Annotated in this window: 18 protein-coding genes; 7 read left to right on the forward strand and 11 right to left on the reverse strand. The window is 68.7% G+C overall.

The window, feature by feature from the left end:
• Positions 1–33 precede the first annotated feature (33 nt).
• Both trpE and AC0CH3_RS14305 read right to left on the reverse strand, forming a co-directional pair.
• A complete protein-coding gene (trpE, locus tag AC0CH3_RS14300; RefSeq protein ID WP_354304215.1) occupies positions 34–1,539 on the reverse strand; it encodes an anthranilate synthase component I in 1,506 nt (501 codons plus the stop codon).
• Positions 1,523–3,469 (reverse strand): peptidylprolyl isomerase, encoded by a 1,947-nt coding sequence (locus AC0CH3_RS14305; RefSeq protein WP_465238009.1) that lies wholly within the window; start codon positions 3,467–3,469, stop codon positions 1,523–1,525. Before AC0CH3_RS14305 ends, trpE begins: the two co-directional genes overlap by 17 nt.
• 116 nt (positions 3,470–3,585) lie before the next feature.
• Here AC0CH3_RS14305 and tpiA point away from each other — a divergent pair, with 116 nt between their 5' ends.
• A complete protein-coding gene (tpiA, locus tag AC0CH3_RS14310; RefSeq protein WP_056024652.1) occupies positions 3,586–4,332 on the forward strand; it encodes a triose-phosphate isomerase in 747 nt (248 codons plus the stop codon).
• A 117-nt stretch (positions 4,333–4,449) separates the two neighbouring features.
• Entirely contained in the window at positions 4,450–5,148 is a 699-nt protein-coding gene (locus AC0CH3_RS14315) for a hypothetical protein (RefSeq protein ID WP_056024655.1), read from the forward strand.
• Here AC0CH3_RS14315 and AC0CH3_RS14320 read toward each other — a convergent pair.
• Together AC0CH3_RS14320 and AC0CH3_RS14325 are read right to left on the reverse strand one after the other, a co-directional pair.
• The gene (locus AC0CH3_RS14320; RefSeq protein WP_465238010.1) at positions 5,136–6,521 is read right to left on the reverse strand and encodes a leucyl aminopeptidase family protein; all 1,386 of its coding nucleotides are present in this window, start codon (positions 6,519–6,521) and stop codon (positions 5,136–5,138) included. The genes AC0CH3_RS14315 and AC0CH3_RS14320 overlap by 13 nt on opposite strands.
• A gap of 10 nt (positions 6,522–6,531) precedes the next feature.
• Positions 6,532–7,926: a serine hydrolase domain-containing protein gene (locus AC0CH3_RS14325; protein ID WP_354304209.1), complete on the reverse strand. Its 1,395-nt coding sequence runs from the start codon at positions 7,924–7,926 to the stop codon at positions 6,532–6,534.
• Between the two features lie 163 nt (positions 7,927–8,089).
• Here AC0CH3_RS14325 and AC0CH3_RS14330 point away from each other — a divergent pair, with 163 nt between their 5' ends.
• On the forward strand, positions 8,090–8,236 hold the full coding sequence (locus tag AC0CH3_RS14330) for a lmo0937 family membrane protein (protein ID WP_156350623.1): 147 nt from the start codon (positions 8,090–8,092) through the stop codon (positions 8,234–8,236).
• 40 nt (positions 8,237–8,276) lie between these two features.
• Here the strand turns inward: AC0CH3_RS14330 and rimO are convergent, their stop codons facing one another.
• Entirely contained in the window at positions 8,277–9,605 is a 1,329-nt protein-coding gene (rimO, locus tag AC0CH3_RS14335; RefSeq protein WP_354304205.1) for a 30S ribosomal protein S12 methylthiotransferase RimO, read from the reverse strand.
• Positions 9,606–9,817: 212 nt separating this feature from the next.
• On the opposite strand from rimO, the gene AC0CH3_RS14340 reads away from it, so the two are divergent.
• Positions 9,818–10,957 carry an anhydro-N-acetylmuramic acid kinase gene (locus AC0CH3_RS14340; protein ID WP_354304203.1) on the forward strand — a complete coding sequence of 380 codons (1,140 nt, stop codon included), beginning with the start codon at positions 9,818–9,820 and terminating at the stop codon, positions 10,955–10,957.
• An 83-nt stretch (positions 10,958–11,040) separates the two neighbouring features.
• Here AC0CH3_RS14340 and AC0CH3_RS14345 read toward each other — a convergent pair whose 3' ends face one another.
• The 5 genes from AC0CH3_RS14345 to AC0CH3_RS14365 all read right to left on the reverse strand — a co-directional run bounded on the left by AC0CH3_RS14345 (position 11,041) and on the right by AC0CH3_RS14365 (position 15,673).
• Positions 11,041–11,343: a hypothetical protein gene (locus AC0CH3_RS14345; protein ID WP_354304201.1), complete on the reverse strand. Its 303-nt coding sequence runs from the start codon at positions 11,341–11,343 to the stop codon at positions 11,041–11,043.
• A gap of 93 nt (positions 11,344–11,436) precedes the next feature.
• A complete protein-coding gene (locus AC0CH3_RS14350; RefSeq protein ID WP_354304200.1) occupies positions 11,437–12,615 on the reverse strand; it encodes a vWA domain-containing protein in 1,179 nt (392 codons plus the stop codon).
• A gap of 63 nt (positions 12,616–12,678) precedes the next feature.
• Positions 12,679–13,224: a CHAP domain-containing protein gene (locus tag AC0CH3_RS14355; RefSeq protein ID WP_354304199.1), complete on the reverse strand. Its 546-nt coding sequence runs from the start codon at positions 13,222–13,224 to the stop codon at positions 12,679–12,681.
• A 58-nt stretch (positions 13,225–13,282) separates the two neighbouring features.
• The gene (locus AC0CH3_RS14360) at positions 13,283–14,752 is read right to left on the reverse strand and encodes a hypothetical protein (RefSeq protein ID WP_465238011.1); all 1,470 of its coding nucleotides are present in this window, start codon (positions 14,750–14,752) and stop codon (positions 13,283–13,285) included.
• 66 nt (positions 14,753–14,818) lie between these two features.
• Positions 14,819–15,673: an AAA family ATPase gene (locus AC0CH3_RS14365; RefSeq protein WP_031394950.1), complete on the reverse strand. Its 855-nt coding sequence runs from the start codon at positions 15,671–15,673 to the stop codon at positions 14,819–14,821.
• Positions 15,674–15,797: 124 nt separating this feature from the next.
• On the opposite strand from AC0CH3_RS14365, the gene bla reads away from it, so the two are divergent.
• Positions 15,798–16,667 (forward strand): class A beta-lactamase, encoded by an 870-nt coding sequence (bla, locus tag AC0CH3_RS14370; RefSeq protein WP_465238021.1) that lies wholly within the window; start codon positions 15,798–15,800, stop codon positions 16,665–16,667.
• 44 nt (positions 16,668–16,711) lie between these two features.
• Here the strand turns inward: bla and AC0CH3_RS14375 are convergent, their stop codons facing one another.
• Positions 16,712–17,407 carry a DUF6975 family protein gene (locus AC0CH3_RS14375; RefSeq protein WP_200916373.1) on the reverse strand — a complete coding sequence of 232 codons (696 nt, stop codon included), beginning with the start codon at positions 17,405–17,407 and terminating at the stop codon, positions 16,712–16,714.
• 261 nt (positions 17,408–17,668) lie between these two features.
• Here AC0CH3_RS14375 and AC0CH3_RS14380 point away from each other — a divergent pair, with 261 nt between their 5' ends.
• Both AC0CH3_RS14380 and AC0CH3_RS14385 read left to right on the forward strand, forming a co-directional pair.
• Positions 17,669–20,032 carry a S9 family peptidase gene (locus AC0CH3_RS14380; RefSeq protein WP_465238012.1) on the forward strand — a complete coding sequence of 788 codons (2,364 nt, stop codon included), beginning with the start codon at positions 17,669–17,671 and terminating at the stop codon, positions 20,030–20,032.
• 216 nt (positions 20,033–20,248) lie between these two features.
• A complete protein-coding gene (locus AC0CH3_RS14385; RefSeq protein ID WP_333996840.1) occupies positions 20,249–21,277 on the forward strand; it encodes an aspartate-semialdehyde dehydrogenase in 1,029 nt (342 codons plus the stop codon).
• The last annotated feature ends 55 nt before the right edge of the window (positions 21,278–21,332 follow it).

A 21,332-nucleotide genomic window follows, 5' to 3' on the forward strand; every position in this document is an offset into this window, starting at 1 on the left:
GAGCCGCTCTCGTCCAGGACGAGAGCGGCTTTTTTATTGTCCGAAGGTCGGCGCGGCGGCGCGCGTGATCGCTTCGCGTGCGGCAGCCAGGATCGCGCCGGCCTTGGCCTCGCACTCGCGCTGTTCGGACGCCGGATCGCTGTCGGCGACGATCCCCGCGCCGGCCTGCGCATGGATCATGCCGTCCTTCACGACCGCGGTGCGCAGGACTATGCACGAGTCCATCGATCCGTCGGGCGAGAAATAGCCGACCCCGCCGGCATAGGCACCGCGCCGCTCGGGTTCGAGCTCGGCGATGATCTGGCACGCGCGGACCTTGGGCGCGCCGCTGACCGTGCCCGCAGGGAAGCCCGCGAACAGCGCGTCGAGCGCATCCTTGTCGGGAGACAGCCGGCCGACGACGTTCGAGACGATATGCATGACGTGGCTGTAGAATTCGACGCCGTAGCTGTCGGTCACGCGGACCGAGCCGGGCGTCGCCGCACGGCCGACATCGTTGCGCCCGAGATCGAGCAGCATCAGATGCTCGGCGCGCTCCTTGGGATCGGCGAGCAGGCTGACGCGGTTCGCCTCGTCCTCCGCGGCGCTGCGTCCGCGGGGTCGCGTGCCCGCGATCGGCCGGATCGTCACCTCGTCATCGCGGACGCGCACGAGGATCTCGGGGGACGAACCGATCAGCGAGAAGCCGGGCAGATCGAGATGGTAGAGAAAGGGCGACGGGTTGATCCGTCGCAGCGAACGGTAGAGCTCGAACGGCGGTAGCGAGAACGGCGCGCTGAAGCGCTGCGCGAGCACGACCTGGAAGATGTCGCCCGCGAGGATGTAGCGCTTCGCACTGGCCACCATCTCGCCGTACCGTTCGGGCGCGATCGCGGGTGTGTAGCGCGGCTCGGGGCAGTCGGCGCGGACCGGGGCAGGAAGCGGCGTCGTGGCAAGCCGCGCGGCGACGGCATCGAGACGCTCCTCCGCGTTCGCGACGATCGTCGCCGGATCGAGCGACGCATCGGGCCACGCGGGCGCGACGAGGTACAGCGCATCGGCGAGACGATCGAACACGAGCACGACCGTCGGCCGCACGAAGATCATGTCGGGCAGCCCGAGCGGATCGCGGTCGGGTTGCGGCAGCGTCTCGACCAGCCCGACCGTCTCATAGCCGAAATAGCCGACAAGGCTGGCAAGCGCGCGCGGCAGTTCGTCGGGAACGTCCGAGCGGCATTCGGCGACGAGCGCACGGAGCGCGGCGAGCGTCGGTTCCGCGCACGGCTCGAACGCGTCACGGTCGGTGGCCCAGCGACGGTTGATCTCCGCCTTCTGCCCGACCGCGCGGAACAGCAGGTCGGGGGCGAGCCCGATCAGGCTGTGCCGGCCGCGCGTGGCGCCGCCTTCGACCGATTCGAGCAGGAAGTCGCCGCGGCCGGGCTCGATGAGCTTGAGCGCGGCGGCGACGGGCGTCTCGGTGTCCGCGACCTGACGCCGCCAGACGAGCGCCGGCCGTCCCGCGGCCAGCGCGGCGCGTGCCGACTCAGTTATTGGAGCCATCCGGCGACAGGAGTTGCGTGCGGACGCGGGCGACCGCGGCGGGGTCGGTCTTGACGCCGACCTGCGCACGGACCGCCTTGACGAACTGCTCGACATATTCGCCGCCGACGCTGCGCGCGATCGAACCGCGTGCCGCACGGATCGCGCCCTGATTGCCCGTCGCGTTGCCCGGATCGATCTTGTCGAGCTTGACGACGAACCAGCCATCGGGGCCCGCAAGCGTCTTGGCGGTGCCCTGCGCCATGCTGAACATCAGCGAGAGCACGGGCGGCGTGCTCTGCGGGTTCTGCATGATCTGCGCGCGTGCCGCCGTAAGCGGGCGGACGGGCGGGACCGCGAAGCCGGTCTGGCCCAGCGCCTGCTGGACGGACATGCCGTTGTTGATCTTCGCGAGCGCCGCATTCGCATATTTGCGCGCGGCCTGGCCGGCGCGGTCGGCGGTCAGATCGCGGAGCACGGCGGGACGGACCTGCGCGAGCGGGCGCGGCGCGGCGCGGACGACGCGGCCAAGCCCGACCAGCGCAAAGCTGCCGTCCGATCCGGTCTGGACCATCTGCGGGGCGTCGCCCTCGCTCGCCTGGAACGCGGCGTTGAGGATCGGCGCGAGCGCGGGATCGGCCTGCGTGCCCGGCGCGTCGGGGTTGGAGCCGTCGGCGATCAGGCCGGGCGTGGTCGTCGCCGCCAGCTTGCGGTCGGCGACGATCTCGTCGAACGTCGCGTTGTTCGACAGGCCGTCGTCGATCGCGTCGTGGATCTTGCTCAGCGCTTCCTGCGCCTTCTGTGCGCCAAGCGCGGTCGCGATCTCGGCACGCGCCTGGTCGAGCGTCTTGGCGGGGACGTTCTCGATCGTGTCGACGCGCGCAACGGTCCAGCCGAGCGGCGTGCGGACCGGGCCGACCACCGCACCGCTCGCCGCGGCAAACACCTGATCCGCGACCTGCGCGCTGGTCGTGCCGGCATAGGCCGCCTTCTCGACGCCCGTCTGCGTCGAGGCCTCGAGCCCGGCGGCCTGTGCCGCCTGTGCGATCGTGCGGCCGCCCTTGACCGCGTTGGCCAGCGTGGTCGCGCCCGCCTGATCGGCGACGACGACCTGCGTGATCGTGCGCTTTTCGGTCGGAGCGTAGCGCGCGCGATCCTGCTGATACTGGCGCGCGATCTCGGCGTCGGTCGGCGTGGCCTGCGCCTTGACCTGGTTCGCATCGACCAGCGCGTAGCGGACGACGCGGCGCTCGGGGACGGTGTAGCGGGCGACGTTGCGGCGGTAGAAGGTGTTCAGCTCGGCGTCGGTCGGCGCGGGGCCCGCAGGTACCGCGGCGGTCGGGATGAAGCCGACGACGCCGCTGCGCTTTTCGAGCAGCAGCGAGGCGTAGGGAAGGGCGTGCTGGCTCGCGACCTGCGAGGCGCCGCGCGTCGGCAGGATCAGCTGTTGCGCATAGGTATCGCGGACGATGTCGCTGCGGATCTGTGCGTCGGTCAGCTTCCGCTCGACGAGCACGCGCTGATACAGCATCGGGTCGAACTTGCCCGTCGGCCCCTGCAGCGCGGGAATGCTGGCTATCTGTCCGTCGACCGCGCGCTTGCTGACGACCATGCCCTGCGCACGGCCGAACTGTTCGAGCGCGAGGCTGGCGACGATCCGGTCGAGCGTGCCGTCGAAGCCGCCCTGCTGGACGTAGCTGGCCATGTCGAGCGTCGGCTGTTGCTGGCGGAAGCCCTCCATCTCGGTCTGGACGCGCGTGCGCAGCTCGTTCGCGGTCACGTCCGCCTTGCCGACCGTGGCGACGTCGTCGCCCGTCAGGCCACCCGGTCCGGTGCTGCCCAGTCCGGTCATGTCACCCGCCGCAAAGGCCAGCGCAATGATCCCGAGGACCCCGAAGGTGATGATCACACCGAACCTCGACTGGGTGAGGCGGCGGAAGAAACTGAGCATGAATGGCCGATCGACAGGGACTGAATCGGTCCCGCTTTACGGTCTGCCTCTTCGCGCTTCAAGCTTGTGCGGCGCGCCCCTCGCGCTATCCGGGAACAAACGACTGTCTGGAGAGCATGATGCGGCGCAAGCTGGTAGCGGGAAACTGGAAGATGAACGGGTCGAGAGCGGCGCTGGCCGAGCTCGATGCGATTGCGGCGGCGGCGGCGGCCGCACCCGAGGTGGATGTCGAGATCGCGGTGCCCTTCACGCTGATCGCCGCGGCGGCGGAGCGCGTCCCGGCGCTCTCGATCGGTGCGGAGGACGTGCACGAGGCCGAGTCGGGCGCACATACCGGCTGCGTATCGGCGGCGATGGTGCTCGAGGCGGGCGCGCGGTTCACGATCGTCGGCCATTCGGAACGCCGCGCCGACCAGCACGAGACGAGCCACGATGCCTGGGCAAAGGCGGCGTCGGCGCATCGTCAGGGGCTGCGCGTGATCCTGTGCTGCGGCGAGACCGAGGCCGAGCGCAACGCGGATCGCGCCGAACGCGTCGTCCAGGCGCAGATCGAGAAGTCGGTGCCCGACAATGCCGATGGCAGCTGGTTCACGCTCGCCTACGAACCGCGCTGGGCGATCGGCACCGGGCGGACGCCGACGCTCGACGAGATTGCGGCGATCCATGCGATCGCGCGCGCCAAGCTGCGCATGCTGATCGGCGATGCCGCGGCGGGCGTCCGCATCCTGTATGGCGGGTCGGTGACCGGCGCCAATGCCGAGGCGATCCTGTCGACCGCGAACGTCGATGGCGCGCTGGTCGGCGGCGCGAGCCTGACGGCGGACAAGTTCGTGCCGATCGTCGAGGCCGCCGCCCGCTGCTGATTACTTGCATCAACTCACGGTAAATGCAGGATAGTCCATGAACTGACCCGAGGTCGGCGCGACGAGTCGTGCCGGCCGGTCATGGGGCGGCGGCGCGATGATTCGGGGGGAGGTTCTGTGGCAGGATCGAATTCGGCGTGGATCGCCGTCGCTGTGGGCGCGGCGATCGCTGCGACCCCGGCGTGCGCGGAGACGCCGCGCGAGCTGCTGACGCAGGCGGGGTTCGTCGATCGCGACCGCAGCGTGGCGCTGGCGCGGATCGACCGCGCCGCGGCGGTCGCGGGGCAGGCGCTGCGCGCGTCACCGCAGGATCAGGATGCGGCGATCGTCCAGGCGCTGGCCAATGGCTACCGTGCCAAGCTGCTCGGCAATCGCGGGCAGGCGATCGGTGCGCGCAAGCAATATGAGGCGCTCGTGCTGCGGTACCCGCGCAATGCGGAGGCGCAGGCGGCGCTGGGGGCGTGGCATGTCGGGGTGATCGCCAAGCTCGGGCGGTTCGTCGGACGCGCGGCGGCGGGCGCGCAGAAGGCGGTCGGCTATGCGGCGCTCGACCGGTCGGTCGCGCTCGGTGGCAATCGCGCGATGTTCGCGGGGCTTGCCGGATTGCTGCGGCTCGAGCTCGACCCCGAGGACCGGCGGGGGCGCGAACTCGTCGAGATGGCGAGCCGCGCGCCCGCCCCGACCGCGGTCGACATGATCGTGCGCCGGGCGGCGGTCGCGGTGATGGTGCCGCTGAAGGCGGGCGATGCGCAGCAGGTCCAGGCGCTCGCGGACCGGCTGCTGCCGTTCGGGCAGATCGCCGATCAGCGCGGGTAGCGGCGCGCAAGCATCGCGAAGGCGGCCCTGAGCGCATAGGCCTCGCCACCCTTGGGACGCCCCGGTTTGCCGACCGGGCGCCAGGCGAAGACGTCGAGATGCGCCCAGGCGATCCCCGAGGGTACGAACCGGCGCAGGAACAGCGCCGCGGTGATCGCGCCCGCAAACCCGCCATCGGGCGCGTTGACGAGGTCGGCGACGTCCGACTTGAGCATGTCGTCATACGCGTTCCAGAGCGGCATCCGCCAGACCGGGTCGGCTTGCGCATGGCTGGCGGCGATCAGGTCTGCGGCGAGCGTCTCGTCGTCGGTAAAGAGCGGCGGCAGGTCGGGGCCCAGCGCGACGCGCGCCGCGCCGGTGAGCGTCGCGAAATCGAGGATGAGGTCGGGCTTGCCCTCGACCGCGCGGGTCAGCGCGTCGCCGAGCACGAGCCGTCCCTCGGCATCGGTGTTGGTGTTCTCGACGGTCAGGCCCTGTCGCGTGTCGAGCACGTCGCCCGGGCGGAAGGCGTTGCCCGCAATCGCGTTCTCGACCGCGGGGATCAGCAGATGGAGGCGGACGGGAAGCCGCGCGCCCATCACGAGGGCTGCGAGCGCAAGCGTGTGCGCGGCGCCGCCCATGTCCTTCTTCATCAGCCGCATGCCTGCCGAGGGCTTGATGTCGAGCCCGCCCGAGTCGAAGCAGACGCCCTTGCCGACGAGCGCGACGCGTGGATGCGCGGGGTCGCCCCATTCGAGCTCGATCAGCCGCGGTGCGCGATCCTTCGACGCGGCCTGGCCGACCGCGTGGATCATCGGATAGCCCGTCGCGAGCGCATCGCCGCGCGTCGTCGTGACGGTCGCCCCGTGGCGCGCCGCGAGTGCCTCGGCTTCGGCCTCGAGCTCGGCGGGACCGAGATCGGATGCGCCGGTGTTGACGAGGTCGCGGACCAGCGCGGTCGCCTCGGCGAGCCAGACGGTCGCGTCGATCGATGCGGCGTCGGTGGTCAGAAGGACGCGCGCGCCCTTTGCGGGAAGCTTGCGATAACGGTCGAAGACATGCTGCGCGAGCATCCAGCCGAGCCCGGCGGCGCCGACTTCGCCGTCTGCAATACGGTAGGTGCCCGCGGGGAGCGAACCGCCGAGCGAGGCGATCCGCCACGGCGATGCCGTCGCTTCGTCACACACCAGCAGCATCGACCAGTCGTCCGCGGCATCGCCCGGCAGCACCGCGCGGTCGCCGGGCTTGCCGGTCAGGCCGTGCGCCGCGACCGCGGTCCGTATGCGCGGCGTCTGCGCGGCGAGCCACGTCGCGAAGGCTTCGGGCCGGACGACGTGGATCGGCGTTGCGGGCTGGCCGCGGTCGGGGTGAAGCAGGGAAGCGAAATCTGTCATTGCGTGCCAGTTACTGAGAGGGGGCCACGAGGAATTGTTCGTACCGGCCGGCAGCACCCGGCTCGGCATAGGTGCTGAGCGAGAGCGTGCGGTCGGGATAGGTGATCCGGTAGGTGCGGTTGACGAAGCCGCCGCGCAAGCGGGCGCGGCCGGTTTGTGCAAAACCGGTCGGTTCGCCGAGCGCGCCGAGGCTCGCCTTGTAGTCCGCGAGCGCGACCGGCTTGAAATAGAAATTGGCGTCTTCGGTCAGGCGACCGCGATCAAGCGTGCCGGCGCGGAGCTGGTCGTAGACCGCGCGGGCGCGGGGCAGCGCGGCGGCGTTCTCCGCGCTCGCCGCGGGGGGCGGGAGGATGATCCGGGCGATCCCCGTCGAGATGCGGCTGACCGCGTCGCTGAACCAGCTGTTGGTGAGCACGACGATCGCCGCCTTGTCGTCGGGATAGACGATGTTCTCGGACAGGAAACCGACCGCCTCGCCGCTATGCTCGACATAGCGACGGCCGTTCGCGGTGCCGGTCGAGACGCCGAGGCCATAACCGTTGGTCGAACCGTCCGCGAGCTTGACGGGGGTTTCCTGCGCCGCCCAGTCGTCCGCGGGCAGCGTGGTGCGCGCGAGCCGGGCGACGTCCCATTTGGCGAGGTCGCCCGCGCTCATCGAAAGCTCGCCCGCGGCGTAGAGCCAGCCGGGCGCGCTGGGCGTCTCGGCGCGAACGGGGCCGAGCGCGAACCGGCCATAGCCTTGCGGAAAGCGCTTGCCGATCGCCTTGTCCTGGTCGAGCGCGCGGATGTCGAGCGGCTTGAAGATGCGCTGCTGGAGGAAGGCGAGCAGCGGCACGCCTGCGACCTTCTCGACGATCATCCCCGCGACGACATAGCCGGTGTTCGAATATTGCCACTGCGTGCCCGGCGCGAAATCGAGTGGTTTCTTCGCCCAGCGATCGACGATCTGCTGCGGCGTGACCGGATGCGCCATCGCGGCGAAGCTGTAATCCTGCGGCCAGTAATCCTGCAGCCCCGCGGTATGGCTGAGCAGCTGCCGGATCGTGATGCGGTCGCCACCGGTGATCCCGGGGACGTAGGTCGCGACGGTGTCGTCGAGCTTGAGCTTGCCCTCGTCCTCGAGCAGCAGGATCGCGGCGGCGGTGAACTGCTTCGAGATCGAGGCGATCTGATAGGGAAGCGCCGGATCGGCGGTCCGGATCGTCTCGGACGGCTTGCCATACGCCCTGGTGAAGACGACGCGGCCGCCGCGCACCACCGCGATCGAGGCCGACGGCACGCCCGTATCGGCGAGCGCGCCGGTGACGAGCGTGTCGATCCGCGTAGTCTCGTCGGGGGTGAGCGACTGGGCGAGGGCGGGGATCGGCAACGCGAGCGCCGCGAGGGCGAGAAGACGGGTCAGCATGCGCGCAACGAAGCAGAACCCGATCGTCCGCGCAACGCCGTGATATTAATCACGTGTCCGTTGAAGGGGTTACAGAATGGCCGCCAAGACGCCGGAACAGGGGTCGTTACAGCGGCGTTTCAATATAGGGCCGCAAGCCTGTCATTACCGAGGGGACGAACTCATGCTGTATACCATCGCCGTCATCCTGCTGATCCTCTGGTTGGCGGGATTCGCCTTCCATGTCGCGGGCGGACTCATCCACATCCTGCTGGTTATCGCGGTCGTCGTCGTGCTGGTGAAGCTGTTCACCGGTCGCAACGTCGTCTGAAGTCCCGGTCTCCCCCGCTTCCGCGGGGGGGACCAGCGCGTCAGGCAGGGACGCCGTACAGATCGTGGTCGTCGGCATCCTCGATCGTCACTGGCACGATGTCGCCGACGTTGAGGTGGCCGGCGTCGCGCAGGAAGACCTCGCCGTCGATCTCGGGCGCATCCGCCTGTGAACGACCGGTCGCACCCTCGTCGTCGACGACGTCGATGATCACCTCGAGCGTGCGGCCGATCTTGGCCTGCAGCTTGGCTGCCGAGATGGCCGCGGTCTTCTCCATGATGCGGGCGTACCGCTCTTCCTTGAGCTCTTCGGGCACGTGGTCGGGTAACGCATTGGCCGCGGCGCCCTCGACGGGTTCGAACCGGAATGCGCCGACGCGGTCGAGCTGCGCCTCGTCGAGCCAGTCGAGCAGATACTGGAAATCCTCCTCGGTCTCGCCGGGGAAGCCCACCACGAAGGTCGAGCGGATCGTGATGTCGGGGGCGATCTCACGCCATTTGTGGATGCGCTGGAGCACCTTGGCGTCGTTGCCCGGCCGCTTCATCCGACGCAGCACCGAGGGTGCGGCATGCTGGAACGGAATGTCGAGATAGGGCAGCACGAGACCCTCCGCCATCAGCGGGATGACGTGGTCGACATGCGGATAGGGATAGACGTAGTGCAGCCGCACCCACGGCGCGATCTTGCCGAGCTCGCGTGCGAGATCGGTCATATGCGCGCGGACCTCGCCGCCGCCCTTGAGCGGCCACACCGAGTGGCGCAGGTCGACGCCGTACGCCGACGTGTCCTGGCTGATGACGAGCAGCTCCTTCGTGCCCGCGGCGACGAGCTTTTCGGCTTCGCGCAGGATCGCGTCGGGGCGGCGGCTGACGAGATCGCCGCGCAAGCTTGGGATGATGCAGAACGAGCAGCGGTGATTGCAGCCCTCCGAGATCTTCAGATAGCTGTAGTGGCGCGGGGTCAGCTTGAGCCCGGCGTCGGGGATCAGGTTGAGGAACGCCGAGGGCGGCATCGGGGCGGCCTCGTGCACCGCGCCGACGACCTGCTCATATTCATGCGCACCGGTGATCGCGAGCACCTGCGGGAAGCGCGCGCGGATCGCGTCGGCTTCCTTGCCCATGCAGCCGGTGACGATGACGCGGCCATTCTCGGCAATGGCTTCGCCGATCGCCTCGAGGCTTTCCTCCTTCGCCGAGTCGAGAAACCCGCAGGTGTTGACGAGCACGACGTCGGCGCCGGCATAGTCGGGCGACATCTGATAGCCGTCGCCGCGCAGCTGCGTGAGGATCCGCTCGCTGTCGACGAGATTCTTCGGACAGCCGAGCGAGACCATGCCGATCTTGGGCGGAGTGGGGAGGATGGTTGCCATGGGAGCCGCGCACATAGGCGCAAAGTTCGGTTTTTTCTAGGCAGCTGCGAAAAGGCCGTGCGGGGACGGGTCACGCGGCGGCGGCGCCGCGATGCAGGCGCGGAAACGGGGGCGCCTGCCGCATTCCACGGCCGCGTTGCTCGACTTCGATCGGGTGCGGCGGCATGGGAGGGGACGCGCGCCGGCTGGGTCTCGCGCGAAGGGGGTTGGGCATGCTGGCTATTGGACTGATGTCGGGAACGTCGCTCGACGGCATCGATGCGGCGCTGATCGAGACCGATGGCGAGCAGCAGGTGCGCGCGATCGCGTTTCGCGGCGAACCCTATTCGGATGCCGCGCGCGCGCAGCTCGCCGAGGCGACGCGGATGGCGCTGACCTTCGAGCGGCCGCGCGCGAGCCCGCCGATCGTCGCGGCGGGCGACCTGATCACGCGCGCGCATGTCTTTGCGGTTCACAAGCTGCTCGCGGATGCGGGCGTTGCCGCCGCCGAGATCGACGTGATCGGCTTTCACGGACAGACGATCGCGCATCGCCCCGATCGCGGCTGGACCTGGCAGATCGGCGACGGTGCGGCGATGGCGCGTGCGACGGGGATCACGACGGTGTCCGATTTCCGGTCGGCGGATGTCGCGGCGGGCGGGCAGGGCGCGCCGTTGCTGCCGGTGTATCACGCGGCGCTGGCGGCGGCGCTCGACGGACCGGTCGCGGTGCTGAACCTCGGCGGGGTCGGCAACATCACCTTCATTCCCGGCGACGCGCACGATTCGCGCGAGATGTCGCCCGAGCGCGCCGGCGGGTCGGCGGCGGGCGATGGGCTGGTCGCGTTCGACACGGGGCCGGCGAACGGCCTGATCGACAGCTGGGTCGAAGCGGAGACGGGCGCACGCTATGACGCGGGCGGCGCGCTCGCGGCGGCGGGGCGCGTCGACGAGACGGTGTTGACGGCGATGCTCGATCACCCGTTCTTCGATGCACCCCCGCCCAAGTCGCTCGATCGCAACGATTTCACGATCCAGCCCGCGCGCGGGTTGTCGGCGGCGGATGGCGCGGCGACGCTGACGGCGTTTACCGCGGCGACGGTCGCGGACGCGGTACGGCATCTGCCCGCGCGGCCGAAGCGGCTGCTGGTCGCGGGTGGCGGGCGGCACAATCCGACGATGCTGGGGATGATCGCGACCGCGACCGGACTGGTCGTCGAGGCGACCGACACGCTCGGGTGGAACGGCGATGCGCTGGAGGCGGAGGGCTTCGCCTATATGGCGGTGCGGGTGCTCCGCGGGTTGCCGATCAGCTTTCCGGGGACGACGGGCGTGCCCGTGGCGATGACCGGCGGGGTGGTCGACCGGGTCTGAACGGCGCTGGTGTCATGGGGCCGACCACCCCGGAGACCGGGGTGGTGCGACGGTCGGTCCGGCCGGGGGGCCGGACGCGCGTATCAGTGCGACTTTTTCGGCTTGGCGGGCTTCTTCGGGGCCGGCTTTGGCGGGGTCTTCTTTTCCGGCGTATCCTTCGACAGCAGCGCGGGCGCGGCGATCGCGGCGGCGATCCCGGCGACCAGCGTCGCGCCGACGGCGATCGCGGTCTTGGGGTGCGACTTCACCGCGTCGGTCGCAGTGGCGATGCCGGCCTTTGCCGCATCGGTCGCGTCGTCCATCCAGTCGCCCTTGGCGGGCGGTGCGACGTCGTCGTCATGCTTGACCTTGGCATGCGGCATGGCGGAGTTCGGGATAGACGACATAAATATTCCTCGCACAGGGATGATGCGGGTTAAACAGACCGGGTCCGTCACGGTTCCGTTACGGTCATCAAGCCGGCGAGCGACCGGCGCGGCTCAGCGTTTGCGCGTCAGTTCGCGCATCGCGTCGTCGAGCCCGGCGAGCGTCAGCGGGTACATGCGGTCGGTCATCAGTTCGCGGATGATGCGGACCGACTGCGAATATCCCCATTGCGCCTCGGGCACGGGATTGAGCCATGCCGCGGACGGATAGGTCGTCGTCAGGCGCTGCATCCACACGGCGCCGGGTTCCTCGTTGAAATGCTCGACCGAGCCGCCGGGGTGGGTGATCTCGTACGGGCTCATCGACGCGTCGCCGACGAGCACGAGCTTGTAGTCGTGGCCGAATTTGTGGAGCACGTCCCACAAGGGGGTCCGCTCGGCGAAGCGGCGCCTATTGTCCTTCCACACGCCCTCGTACGGGCAGTTGTGAAAATAATAGAATTTGAGGTTCTTGAACTCGGTCGTCGCGGCGGAGAAGAGTTCCTCGCAGAGCTTGACGAAGGGGTCCATCGAGCCGCCCACGTCGAGGAACAGCAGCATCTTGATCGCATTGCGGCGTTCGGCGCGCATGACGATGTCGAGATAGCCCTGGCGCGCGGTGCCCGCGATCGTGCCGTCGATGTCGAGCTCGTCCGCGGCGCCGTCGCGCGCGAACCGGCGCAGGCGGCGCAGCGCGATCTTGATGTTGCGCGTGCCGAGTTCGCGCGTGTTGTCGAGGTTGCGGAACTCGCGCTGATCCCAGACCTTGAGCGCGCGCTTGTGCCGGCTCTCGCCGCCGATACGGACGCCTTCGGGGTTGTAGCCGCCATTGCCGTACGGCGACGTGCCGCCGGTGCCGACCCATTTGTTGCCGCCCTGATGCCGGCCCTGCTGTTCCTCGAGCCGCTTCTTGAGCGTCTCCATGATCTCGTCCCACGACCCGAGCGACTCGATCGCGGCCATTTCTTCGGGGGTGAGGAATTTCTCGGCGACCGCCTTCAGCCAGTCCGCAGGGATGTCGGTCGGCGTGGTGCCATAGCTCGTCGCGAGACCGCGAAAGACCTTGGCGAAGACCTGGTCGAAGCGGTCGAGCAGCCCCTCGTCCTTCACGTAGACCGCGCGCGAGAGATAGTAGAACTCCTCGGGCGTCCGCTCGATCACCTCGGCGTCGAGCGCCTCGAGCAGGAGCAGATGCTCCTTGAGGCTGGCGGCGATGCCCGCGCTGCGCAGTTCGTCGAGAAAGTTCAGGAACATCTTTGCACCCTGCCGATCCCGTCGCCCGAAGTCGAGGCGGAATCGAGTATCGGGTATGCGGCGTCAGCTGCCCGGGACGTAGGCGTCGATCAGCGCGCCGACATAATCGGGATTGCGGCTGGTCAGTTCGGCCGCGGGGCGCGCATCGCCGTGGATGAAGCCGTAGACGGGGTAGATCCCGCCGCCGAGCCCGTCGACGTCCTTGTACCAGACCTTCACCCGGCTCCAGTCGTTATGCGGGGAGACGTCGAACAGCGTCACGTCCTGTTCGGCGTGACCGCGCTCGCCGTTCTGGCGCGACCAGTTGGCGTGGGTGAGCATCACGACGCGCTTCTCGACGACGCGGCTGATGACCGCGACATGGCCCATCGGCAACCGGCCGGTCTTGGCGAAGACGATGACCGAGCCGACCTTGGGCGCGTGCGTGCGCTGGTAGCGGCCGTCGGCCTGGCGCCACCAGGTCCAGGCGTCGCCATAGATATCGATCCCCGATGCGGCGCGCGCGAAGGGGACGCACTGGCCGACATAATCGAGGAGCGACGCGCCTGCGGCGGACCCGGTGCCGACCGCTATCGCTGCGGCGAGGAGAAGTCGGGGAAAGCGATACATGCGCGGACCCTAATGGCGAGGACATGACCAGCACGTTGCCGCACAAGGTTAACGCTATTCACCATGACCCTCGTTGATGTCGATCATGTTCGACGAACCGTGGCATAGCCAAGTCGTACAACGCCCAGTCGGTACCCGACAGCGTGCCGCCGCGGCGCGCGAGCCGGCGGGCATAGCGGCGCGCGCACCGCGTCACGTTCGATTCGGCGGGCGCGCCGGTCTCGAGGTCGACCAGCGCAAAGCGCGCGGGCCTGCAGTCGTCGGTGATGGTCAGGCGATAGCGATGCGTGGCGGCCGCGACGCGCAACGCCGCGACCGAGCGCAGATGGTCGACATGGACGGTCGTACCTGCAGGTGCCTCGGCACGCATCCGGATGACCGCGGCATCGATGTCGCCGCGGCGCCGCGCGGCTTCGGTGCGGACCGACTGGAGGCTGCCGAGCGTCAGCATGACGAGCAGCACCGCGCCCGCGATCCGCTTGGCGGATCCGCGCGCGAGCAGGTCGGCTATCGCATCGCCGACGAGCAGGAGTATGGCGATGCTCGACAGCAGGAAATAGCGGGGGATCCCGCTATTGGCGACGTGAAGCAGGATGAAGCCGGTCGGGAGGCCGAGGATCGCGACCGCGTGGAACCAGGCCATCGGGCGATCCCGGCGCAGCGCGTGCCAGACTGCGCCCAGAACGACGAGCGCGACCGCGGCGATCGCCCAGCCCGGGAGCGCGGTCGCGCCGATCGTCGTGGCGATCATGACACCGATCGCAGCGAACAGGCTCGAGAATGCGAACGGGCAATAGTCGCCGACCTGGAGTCCGGTCACGCTCGCCGCGGCGGCGCCCAGCAGCAGCCCGAAGACGAGCAGGACCGCGACGATGCTGGGCGCCATCACGCGCACCGTCGCGATAGCGGCCGCGCGGGTCGACGAGTTCTGGCGGAGCGTGAGCGCGATCCATGCGCCGATCGCGACGGTGACGAAGAGCATCGTGAGTTGCGCGAGCAGGCCGACGAGCGTGAGCGCGCCGAGCGTCCAGGCGACGGGGCGCGTCGGCGCGCGCGTCTCGAGCCAGCGTGCGACGACGAGGATCGCCGCGGTCGCCGCGAGCAGCATCGGCGCATAGCCGCGCGCTTCACTGCCGTAATTGACGAGGATCGGCGAGATCGCGAACAGCAGCGCGGTGACCAGGGCATGCCGCGTCGACCGGCGGGCGCCGATCGCGGCGGCGACGAGGATCGTCAGCGTTCCCGTGGCGATCGAGAGGCTGCGCAGCGCCAGCGGGTCGGCGCCGAAGCCGAGCGCGAGCATCCACAGGCTGTTAAGATAATGATTGTTGTCGTGGTTGATCGCGACGAACACGCTGAGCGGTGTCGCCGCGCGGTCGACGAGCACCGCGGACCATGCCTCGTCGATCCACAGTCCGCCGCCAGCGGAAACGATCCGCAACGCAAGCCCAAGCGCGACGATCGCGGCGAGCGACAGACGCGCCGCTGACGGGATGGCGGCAAGGGAGGCGGACGTGCGCACCGCCACGCTATGCGCCGGCACTCGTTAAAGGCGCGTGAGTCGGACTTCGGTGCCCGCCGTGTGCGCCTGCGCCTAGCCCTGGTTCTTCTGCCGCTTCGCCATGAAGGCCAAGCGTTCGAACAGCATCACGTCCTGCTCGTTCTTGAGCAGCGCGCCGTGGAGCGGGGGGATCGCCTTGGTCGGATCGCGGTTCTGCAGCGTTTCGAGCGGCATGTCCTCGTGCAGGAGCAGCTTCAGCCAGTCGAGCAGTTCGGAGGTCGAGGGCTTCTTCTTGAGCCCGGGGACGTCGCGGACGTCGTAGAACAGGTCCATCGCGCGCGAGACGAGCATCCGCTGGATACCAGGGAAGTGGACGTCGACGATCGCCTGCATCGTGTCGCGATCGGGAAACTTGATATAGTGGAAGAAGCAGCGGCGCAGGAACGCGTCGGGCAGCTCCTTCTCGTTGTTGCTCGTGATGATGACGATCGGGCGCTCGACCGCGCGGACGGTTTCCTTGGTCTCGTAGACGTGGAATTCCATCCGATCGAGTTCCTGCAACAGGTCGTTGGGGAACTCGATATCGGCCTTGTCGATCTCGTCGATCAGCAGGACGGGCGGCGCGGGCTGCGTGAACGCCTCCCAGAGCTTGCCCTTGCGGATATAGTTGCCGATGTCGTGGACGCGTTCGTCGCCGAGCTGGCCGTCGCGCAGGCGGGCGACCGCATCATATTCGTACAGCCCCTGCTGCGCCTTGGTGGTCGACTTGATGTTCCACTCGATCAGCGGCGCGCCGAGCGCCTTGGCGATTTCATAGGCGAGCACGGTCTTGCCGGTGCCGGGTTCGCCCTTGATCAGCAGCGGGCGCCGCAGGGTGACCGCGGCGTTCACCGCGACCTTCAGATCGTCGGTGGCGACATAGCTCTGGGTGCCCTCGAAACGCTTCATGCCAGTTCCCGTCAGATTCGAATTACGGGTATGGATAGAGGGTGATGGGGGCGATGCGCAAGGCGCAGTATGGGCCGCAGGTCCACAGTCCGCTATGGCTGCGTGGTCAGGAGGAAAGGGCGTGATGCAGAGGCTCGACAGGCGGACGTTCGTCGCGGGGCTTTCGGTGGCGCTCACCGGGCCGGCGACGGCGCGCCGGCCCGGCGCGCCGGCGGTGATCGCGGCGTATGAAGCGGCGACCGGCGGGCATGTCGGCGTCTATGCGCGCAACGTCGCGACGGGGCGGACGATCGCGTGGCGACCGGACGAACGGATGGTGATGTGCAGCACGTTCAAGGCGTCGCTCGCCGCGTGCGTGCTCGCGCGGGTCGATCGCGGGCGTGCGCGACTGGCGGACCGGCTGAGGCTCGACGCCGCGGACATGCAGGACTGGCATGCCCCGGTCGCGCGCGCGAACCTGGCGCGCGGGGCCATGTCGGTCGGCGAGATGTGCCGCGCGGTGGTCGAGCAGAGCGACAATAGCTGCGCCAATATCCTGCTCCGCGAGATTGGCGGTCCCGCGGGCATGACGCGGTTCTGGCGCGCGCTGGGCGATGACGTGACGCGGCTGGACGATGTCGAGCCGGTGCTGAACCGGACCCCGCCCGGCGGGATCCGCAGCACGACGACCGCGCGGTCGATGGCGACGATCCTCGAAACGCTGACGCTGGGTCCGGTGTTGTCGACGGGGTCGCGCGCGACGCTGGTGGCGTGGCTGAAGGGATGCCGGACGGGGGACAACCGGCTGCGCGCGGGGCTGCCCGATGGCTGGGCGGTCGGCGACAAGACGGGCAACAACGGGCGCGACGCGGCGGGGGACATCGCGCTGGTCTGGCCGCGGCCGGGCGCGCCGATCGTGGTCAGCGTCTATACGCGGGGGGGATCGCCGGCCGAGGCGCAGTTCGCGGCTTTGTTTGCGGGTATCGGTCGCGCGGTGGCGGCGACTCTGGCCTGACGATCGCCGCGGCGAGCGGCCTGGAGATCGCCGCGGGGAGCGGCCTAGATATCGCCGCGCGCGCTGGCGCGGGCTTCGAGCAGTGACCAGAGGCCACGGTGCTGCGCGTAGAATTGCTGCGCGCCGAACGCGATCGCGCGCTCGCGCCCCGCGCCGGTGCCGAGCCGCGGCACGATCGCGGCGCAGTCGTCGGGGGTCGGGATCGAGAGCGCGGGTGCGTCGACCTCGAGCCGCGACGCCGCGACATCGAGGACCCCGCGCACCGCGACCCAGTCGTAGAGCAGCGCCGCGATCGCCCCGCTCGCACAGCCCGCACGGCCCGAGCCGCCCAGCATGCCGAGCGCATGACGCAGCCCCGCGAGTGCTGCCTCCGTCTCGGCCTGGCCCGGTGTCGACGGCACGGGGCCGACCGCGGCGGTGAGCTGCGCGAGGAAGGTGCGCTCGGCGGCAAAGCTGCGCGCTGCGATTTCGATCCAGGGCAGCGCCTCGGGCTGCCGGGCGTGCGCGAGCGCGTCCTCGATCATCCCGGGGAAGCGGCCGTGCACGTCGCAGATCGCGTGGACCGCATCGGACAGCGTGCGCTGAAGCGGAACCGGGAGCGGGGTGGCGACCGCCGCGAGCAGCCGGCGGAGGTGCGGATGCGCGCTGCTGCCATCGGCGTCACCGAGGCGCACGACGACGGTCCAGGCATTGCCCTTCGCGTCGCCGCCCTTTCCGTCGAATGCCGTCGTCAAATCCATGATGCCCCGGTCGTGCCAACCGCATGCGCCCCATACGCACCGTCCTGTATCAATGCCTTGGAGCAGGGCGCGTAAAGACGAGGTGTATGCGGCGTTAACCAGCGTGTAACCATGAGGGCGCACCGGGACGCCGGCTCCCCGGCAACCCGCAGCGGCCCCCGTGGCAGGCGGCGCGAAACCGGCTTTACCTCGGCGGGGTGCACCGCGATAACGCGCACGCTGCCGGCCGTCCGTCGCGGCTGTTCCCTCGGAGACTACAGGATGCGTACATGGTTGCTCGGGCTTGCACTTGCTTCGGTCGGATCCGCCGCCATGGCCGCTAACGACGCGCCGCAGACGGGTACGCCGGCGGGCACGCAGTCTCCGACGCAGACTTCCGCGCAGACCCCGGCCCAGACCCCCGCCCAGACCCCCGCGCCGACTGGCGAGACGGGCGTCGACGCGGGCGGTCCGGCGGTCGGTGTACCCGGCGACCTCACGCTCGGGCGCGTGTTCGCCAATCCCGATCTGTCGGGGCCCCAGCCACGCGCGGTTCGCCTGTCGCCCGATGGCGGCTTGCTCACGTCGCTGCGCAACCGGACCGACGAGAAGGAGCGCTTCGACCTGTGGGCGGTGGATACGGCGACCGGGCAGGAGCGGATGCTGGTCGATTCGAAGAGCGTGGGCAGCGGCGCCGAGCTGAGCGAAGCCGAGAAGATGCAGCGCGAGCGGGCGCGGATCGCCGGGTCGAAGGGCATCGTCGCCTATGACTGGGCGCCCGACGGCAAGTCGATCCTCGTGCCCCTCGACGGCGACCTGTACATCGCGACGCTCGACGGCAAGGTCCGCCGGCTGACTGACAAGCCCGGCGGGCAGCTGAACCCGGTGATCAGCCCCAAGGGCGGGTTCGTGTCCTATGTCCGCGACCAGAACCTCGTCGTCCAGCCGCTCGGCGGTGGCGAGGCGCGCGCGGTCACCAAGGGCGGCGGCGGCACCGTGCATTTCGGCGAGGCGGAGTTCGTCGCGCAGGAGGAAATGGATCGCCGCACGGGCTATTGGTGGTCGCCCGACGAACGCTATGTCGCGGTCGAGCGGTTCGACGAGGCGCCGGTGCGGATCTTCACGCGCGCGTCGATCGGCGCGACCGGTACCAAGGTCTATGACCAGCGCTATCCCGCCGCGGGAACGCCCAACGCACTGGTCGAGCTTTACGTGATGAAGCCCGACGGGTCGGGGCAGGTGAAGGTCGATCTGGGGACCAACCCCGACATCTATCTCGCGCGCGTCGACTGGACGCCCGACGGGACGATGCTGCTGGTGCAACGCCAGAGCCGCGACCAGAAGCTGCTCGAGATGCTCCGCGTCGACCCCGCGACGGGCAAGTCGACGATCCTGTTTACCGAGAAATCGGGGGTGAAGAGCTGGCTCAACCTGTCCGACGCGTACCGCGTATTGAACGACGGCAGCCTGATCTGGCGGTCCGAGCGCGGCGGCTATGGCCATCTCTACCGGTTCGCGGCGGGGCGCTGGACACAGCTGACCAAGGGCGACTGGGTGGTGACCGAACTGGTCGGTGTCGACCAGGCGAAGGGGCGGCTGTTCTTCACGGGCAACAAGGACGACGTGCTCGAGCAGCAGCTCTATTCGGTCGACGTCGCCAAGCCGAACGCGATCACCAGGCTGACCGAGCGCGGCTGGTGGAACAGCGCGACGATGGACGCCGCGGGAACGCGGTTCATCGTCTCGCGCTCGAACCCGTCCCAGCCGACGCAGGTCTATCTGGCGGATGCGGCCGGCAAGCGAATCTCGTGGATCAACGAGAATGCGGTCAAGGAGGGGCATCCCTATTACCCCTATGCCGCGAGCCACCAGCAGACCAAGTTCGGCACGCTGAAGGCCAAGGACGGCACGACGCTCTATTACGAGATGATCACCCCGCCGCTTGAGCCGGGGAAGAAATATCCCGTCTTCTTCCAGCATTATGGCGGTCCGGGCACCGGCCAGCAGGTCACGCGCGGCTGGCAGGGGCCGCTGCCGCAATATCTCGTCGACCAAGGCTGGATCTTCTTCCAGATCGACAATCGCGGGTCGTACAACCGGGGCAAGAAGTTCGAGGCCCATATCTATCACGCGATGGGGACGGTCGAGGTCGAGGACCAGCTGAGCGGGGCGGAGTATCTGAAGACGCTGCCGTTCGTCGAGCCGAGCAAGATCGCGACCTATGGCTGGTCGTACGGCGGGTACATGTCGCTGAAGATGCTCGAGAAGACGCCGGGGGTCTATGCCGCCGCGGTGTCGGGCGCGCCGGTCACCGACTGGCAGCTCTACGACACGCATTATACCGAGCGGTATCTGGGCGATCCGAAGACCGATCCGGCGAGCTATGCGACGTCGGCGGCGGTCGAGGATGCACCGCTCATCAAAGATCCGCTGCTGCTGATCCACGGCATGGCGGACGATAACGTGTTTCTCGACAATTCGACCAAGGTCGCGGCCAAGATGCAGGCGACCGCAACGCCGTTCGAAATGATGTTTTACCCCGGCTACACGCACCGCGTCGCGGGGCCGGGGATCAGCGAGCATGTCTGGGGGACGATCCTCAACTTCCTCGACCGGACGGTGAAGGACAAGCCGGTAGCGCCCTGAGGCTACAGGGGGGCAATTCGTCTCCGTCATCCTGGGCTTGACCCAGGATCCAGGGTCGCGGGCGGTGACGTACGTGGCTCTGGATCCTGACTTTCGTCAGGATGACGGGGGTGGCTGGCTTGCCATCGGTGAAATAAAGTTATCTGGCGGGCGTCGTTCGGGACGTTTAAGGACGCGCGCAAACCCCGGCGGGGCGGGTGCAATCGGAGAAGTGTGATGGGTTATCGGATCGTGGTCGCAGGGGCGACCGGCAATGTCGGGCGCGAAATGCTCAACATCCTGGCGGAGCGCGAATTTCCCGCGGACGAGATCGCCTGCGTCGCATCGTCGCGCAGCCAGGGCGAAATGGTCGACTATGGCGACACCGGCAAGCAGATCAAATGCCAGAATATCGAGAATTTCGACCCCGCCGGCTGGGACATGGCGCTGTTCGCGATCGGGTCGGAGGCGACCGCGGTCTATGCGCCGAAGTTCGCCGCGGCGGGGTGCACCGTGATCGACAATTCGTCGCTCTACCGGATGGACCCGGACGTGCCGCTGATCGTGCCCGAAGTGAACGCCGACGCGATTGACGGGTACAAGGTGCGCAACATCATCGCCAACCCGAACTGCTCGACCGCACAGATGGTCGTCGCGCTCAAGCCGCTGCATGACGCCGCCAAGATCACGCGCGTCGTCGTCGCGACTTATCAGTCGGTGTCGGGCGCGGGCAAGCAGGGCATGGACGAGCTGTTCGAGCAGAGCCGCAACATCTTCGTCGGCGACCCAGCCGAGGCCAAGAAGTTCACCAAGCAGATCGCGTTCAACGTGATCCCGCACATCGACAGCTTCCTCGACGACGGCTCGACCAAGGAAGAGTGGAAGATGGTGGTCGAGACCAAGAAGATCCTCGACCCGAAGATCAAGGTCACCGCGACCTGCGTCCGCGTGCCGGTGTTCGTCGGCCATTCGGAAGCGATCAACATCGAGTTCGAGAACGAGATCTCGGCCGAGGAGGCGCAGAACATCCTGCGCGAGGCGCCCGGGGTCATGCTGATCGATAAGCGCGAGGATGGCGGCTATATCACGCCGATCGAATGCGTCGGCGAGTTCGCGACCTTCATCAGCCGCGTGCGCGAGGATTCGACCGTCGAGAACGGGATCAACCTGTGGTGCGTGTCGGACAATCTGCGCAAGGGCGCGGCGCTGAACGCGGTGCAGATCGCCGAGCTGCTCGGTCGACGGCATCTGAAGAAGGACGCGTAAGGGACTGATCTGGGGGGAGGCTGTGCCGCCCTCCCCTCATCCCGGGCTCGACCCG

The organism is Sphingomonas sp. AC449, from assembly GCF_979253475.1.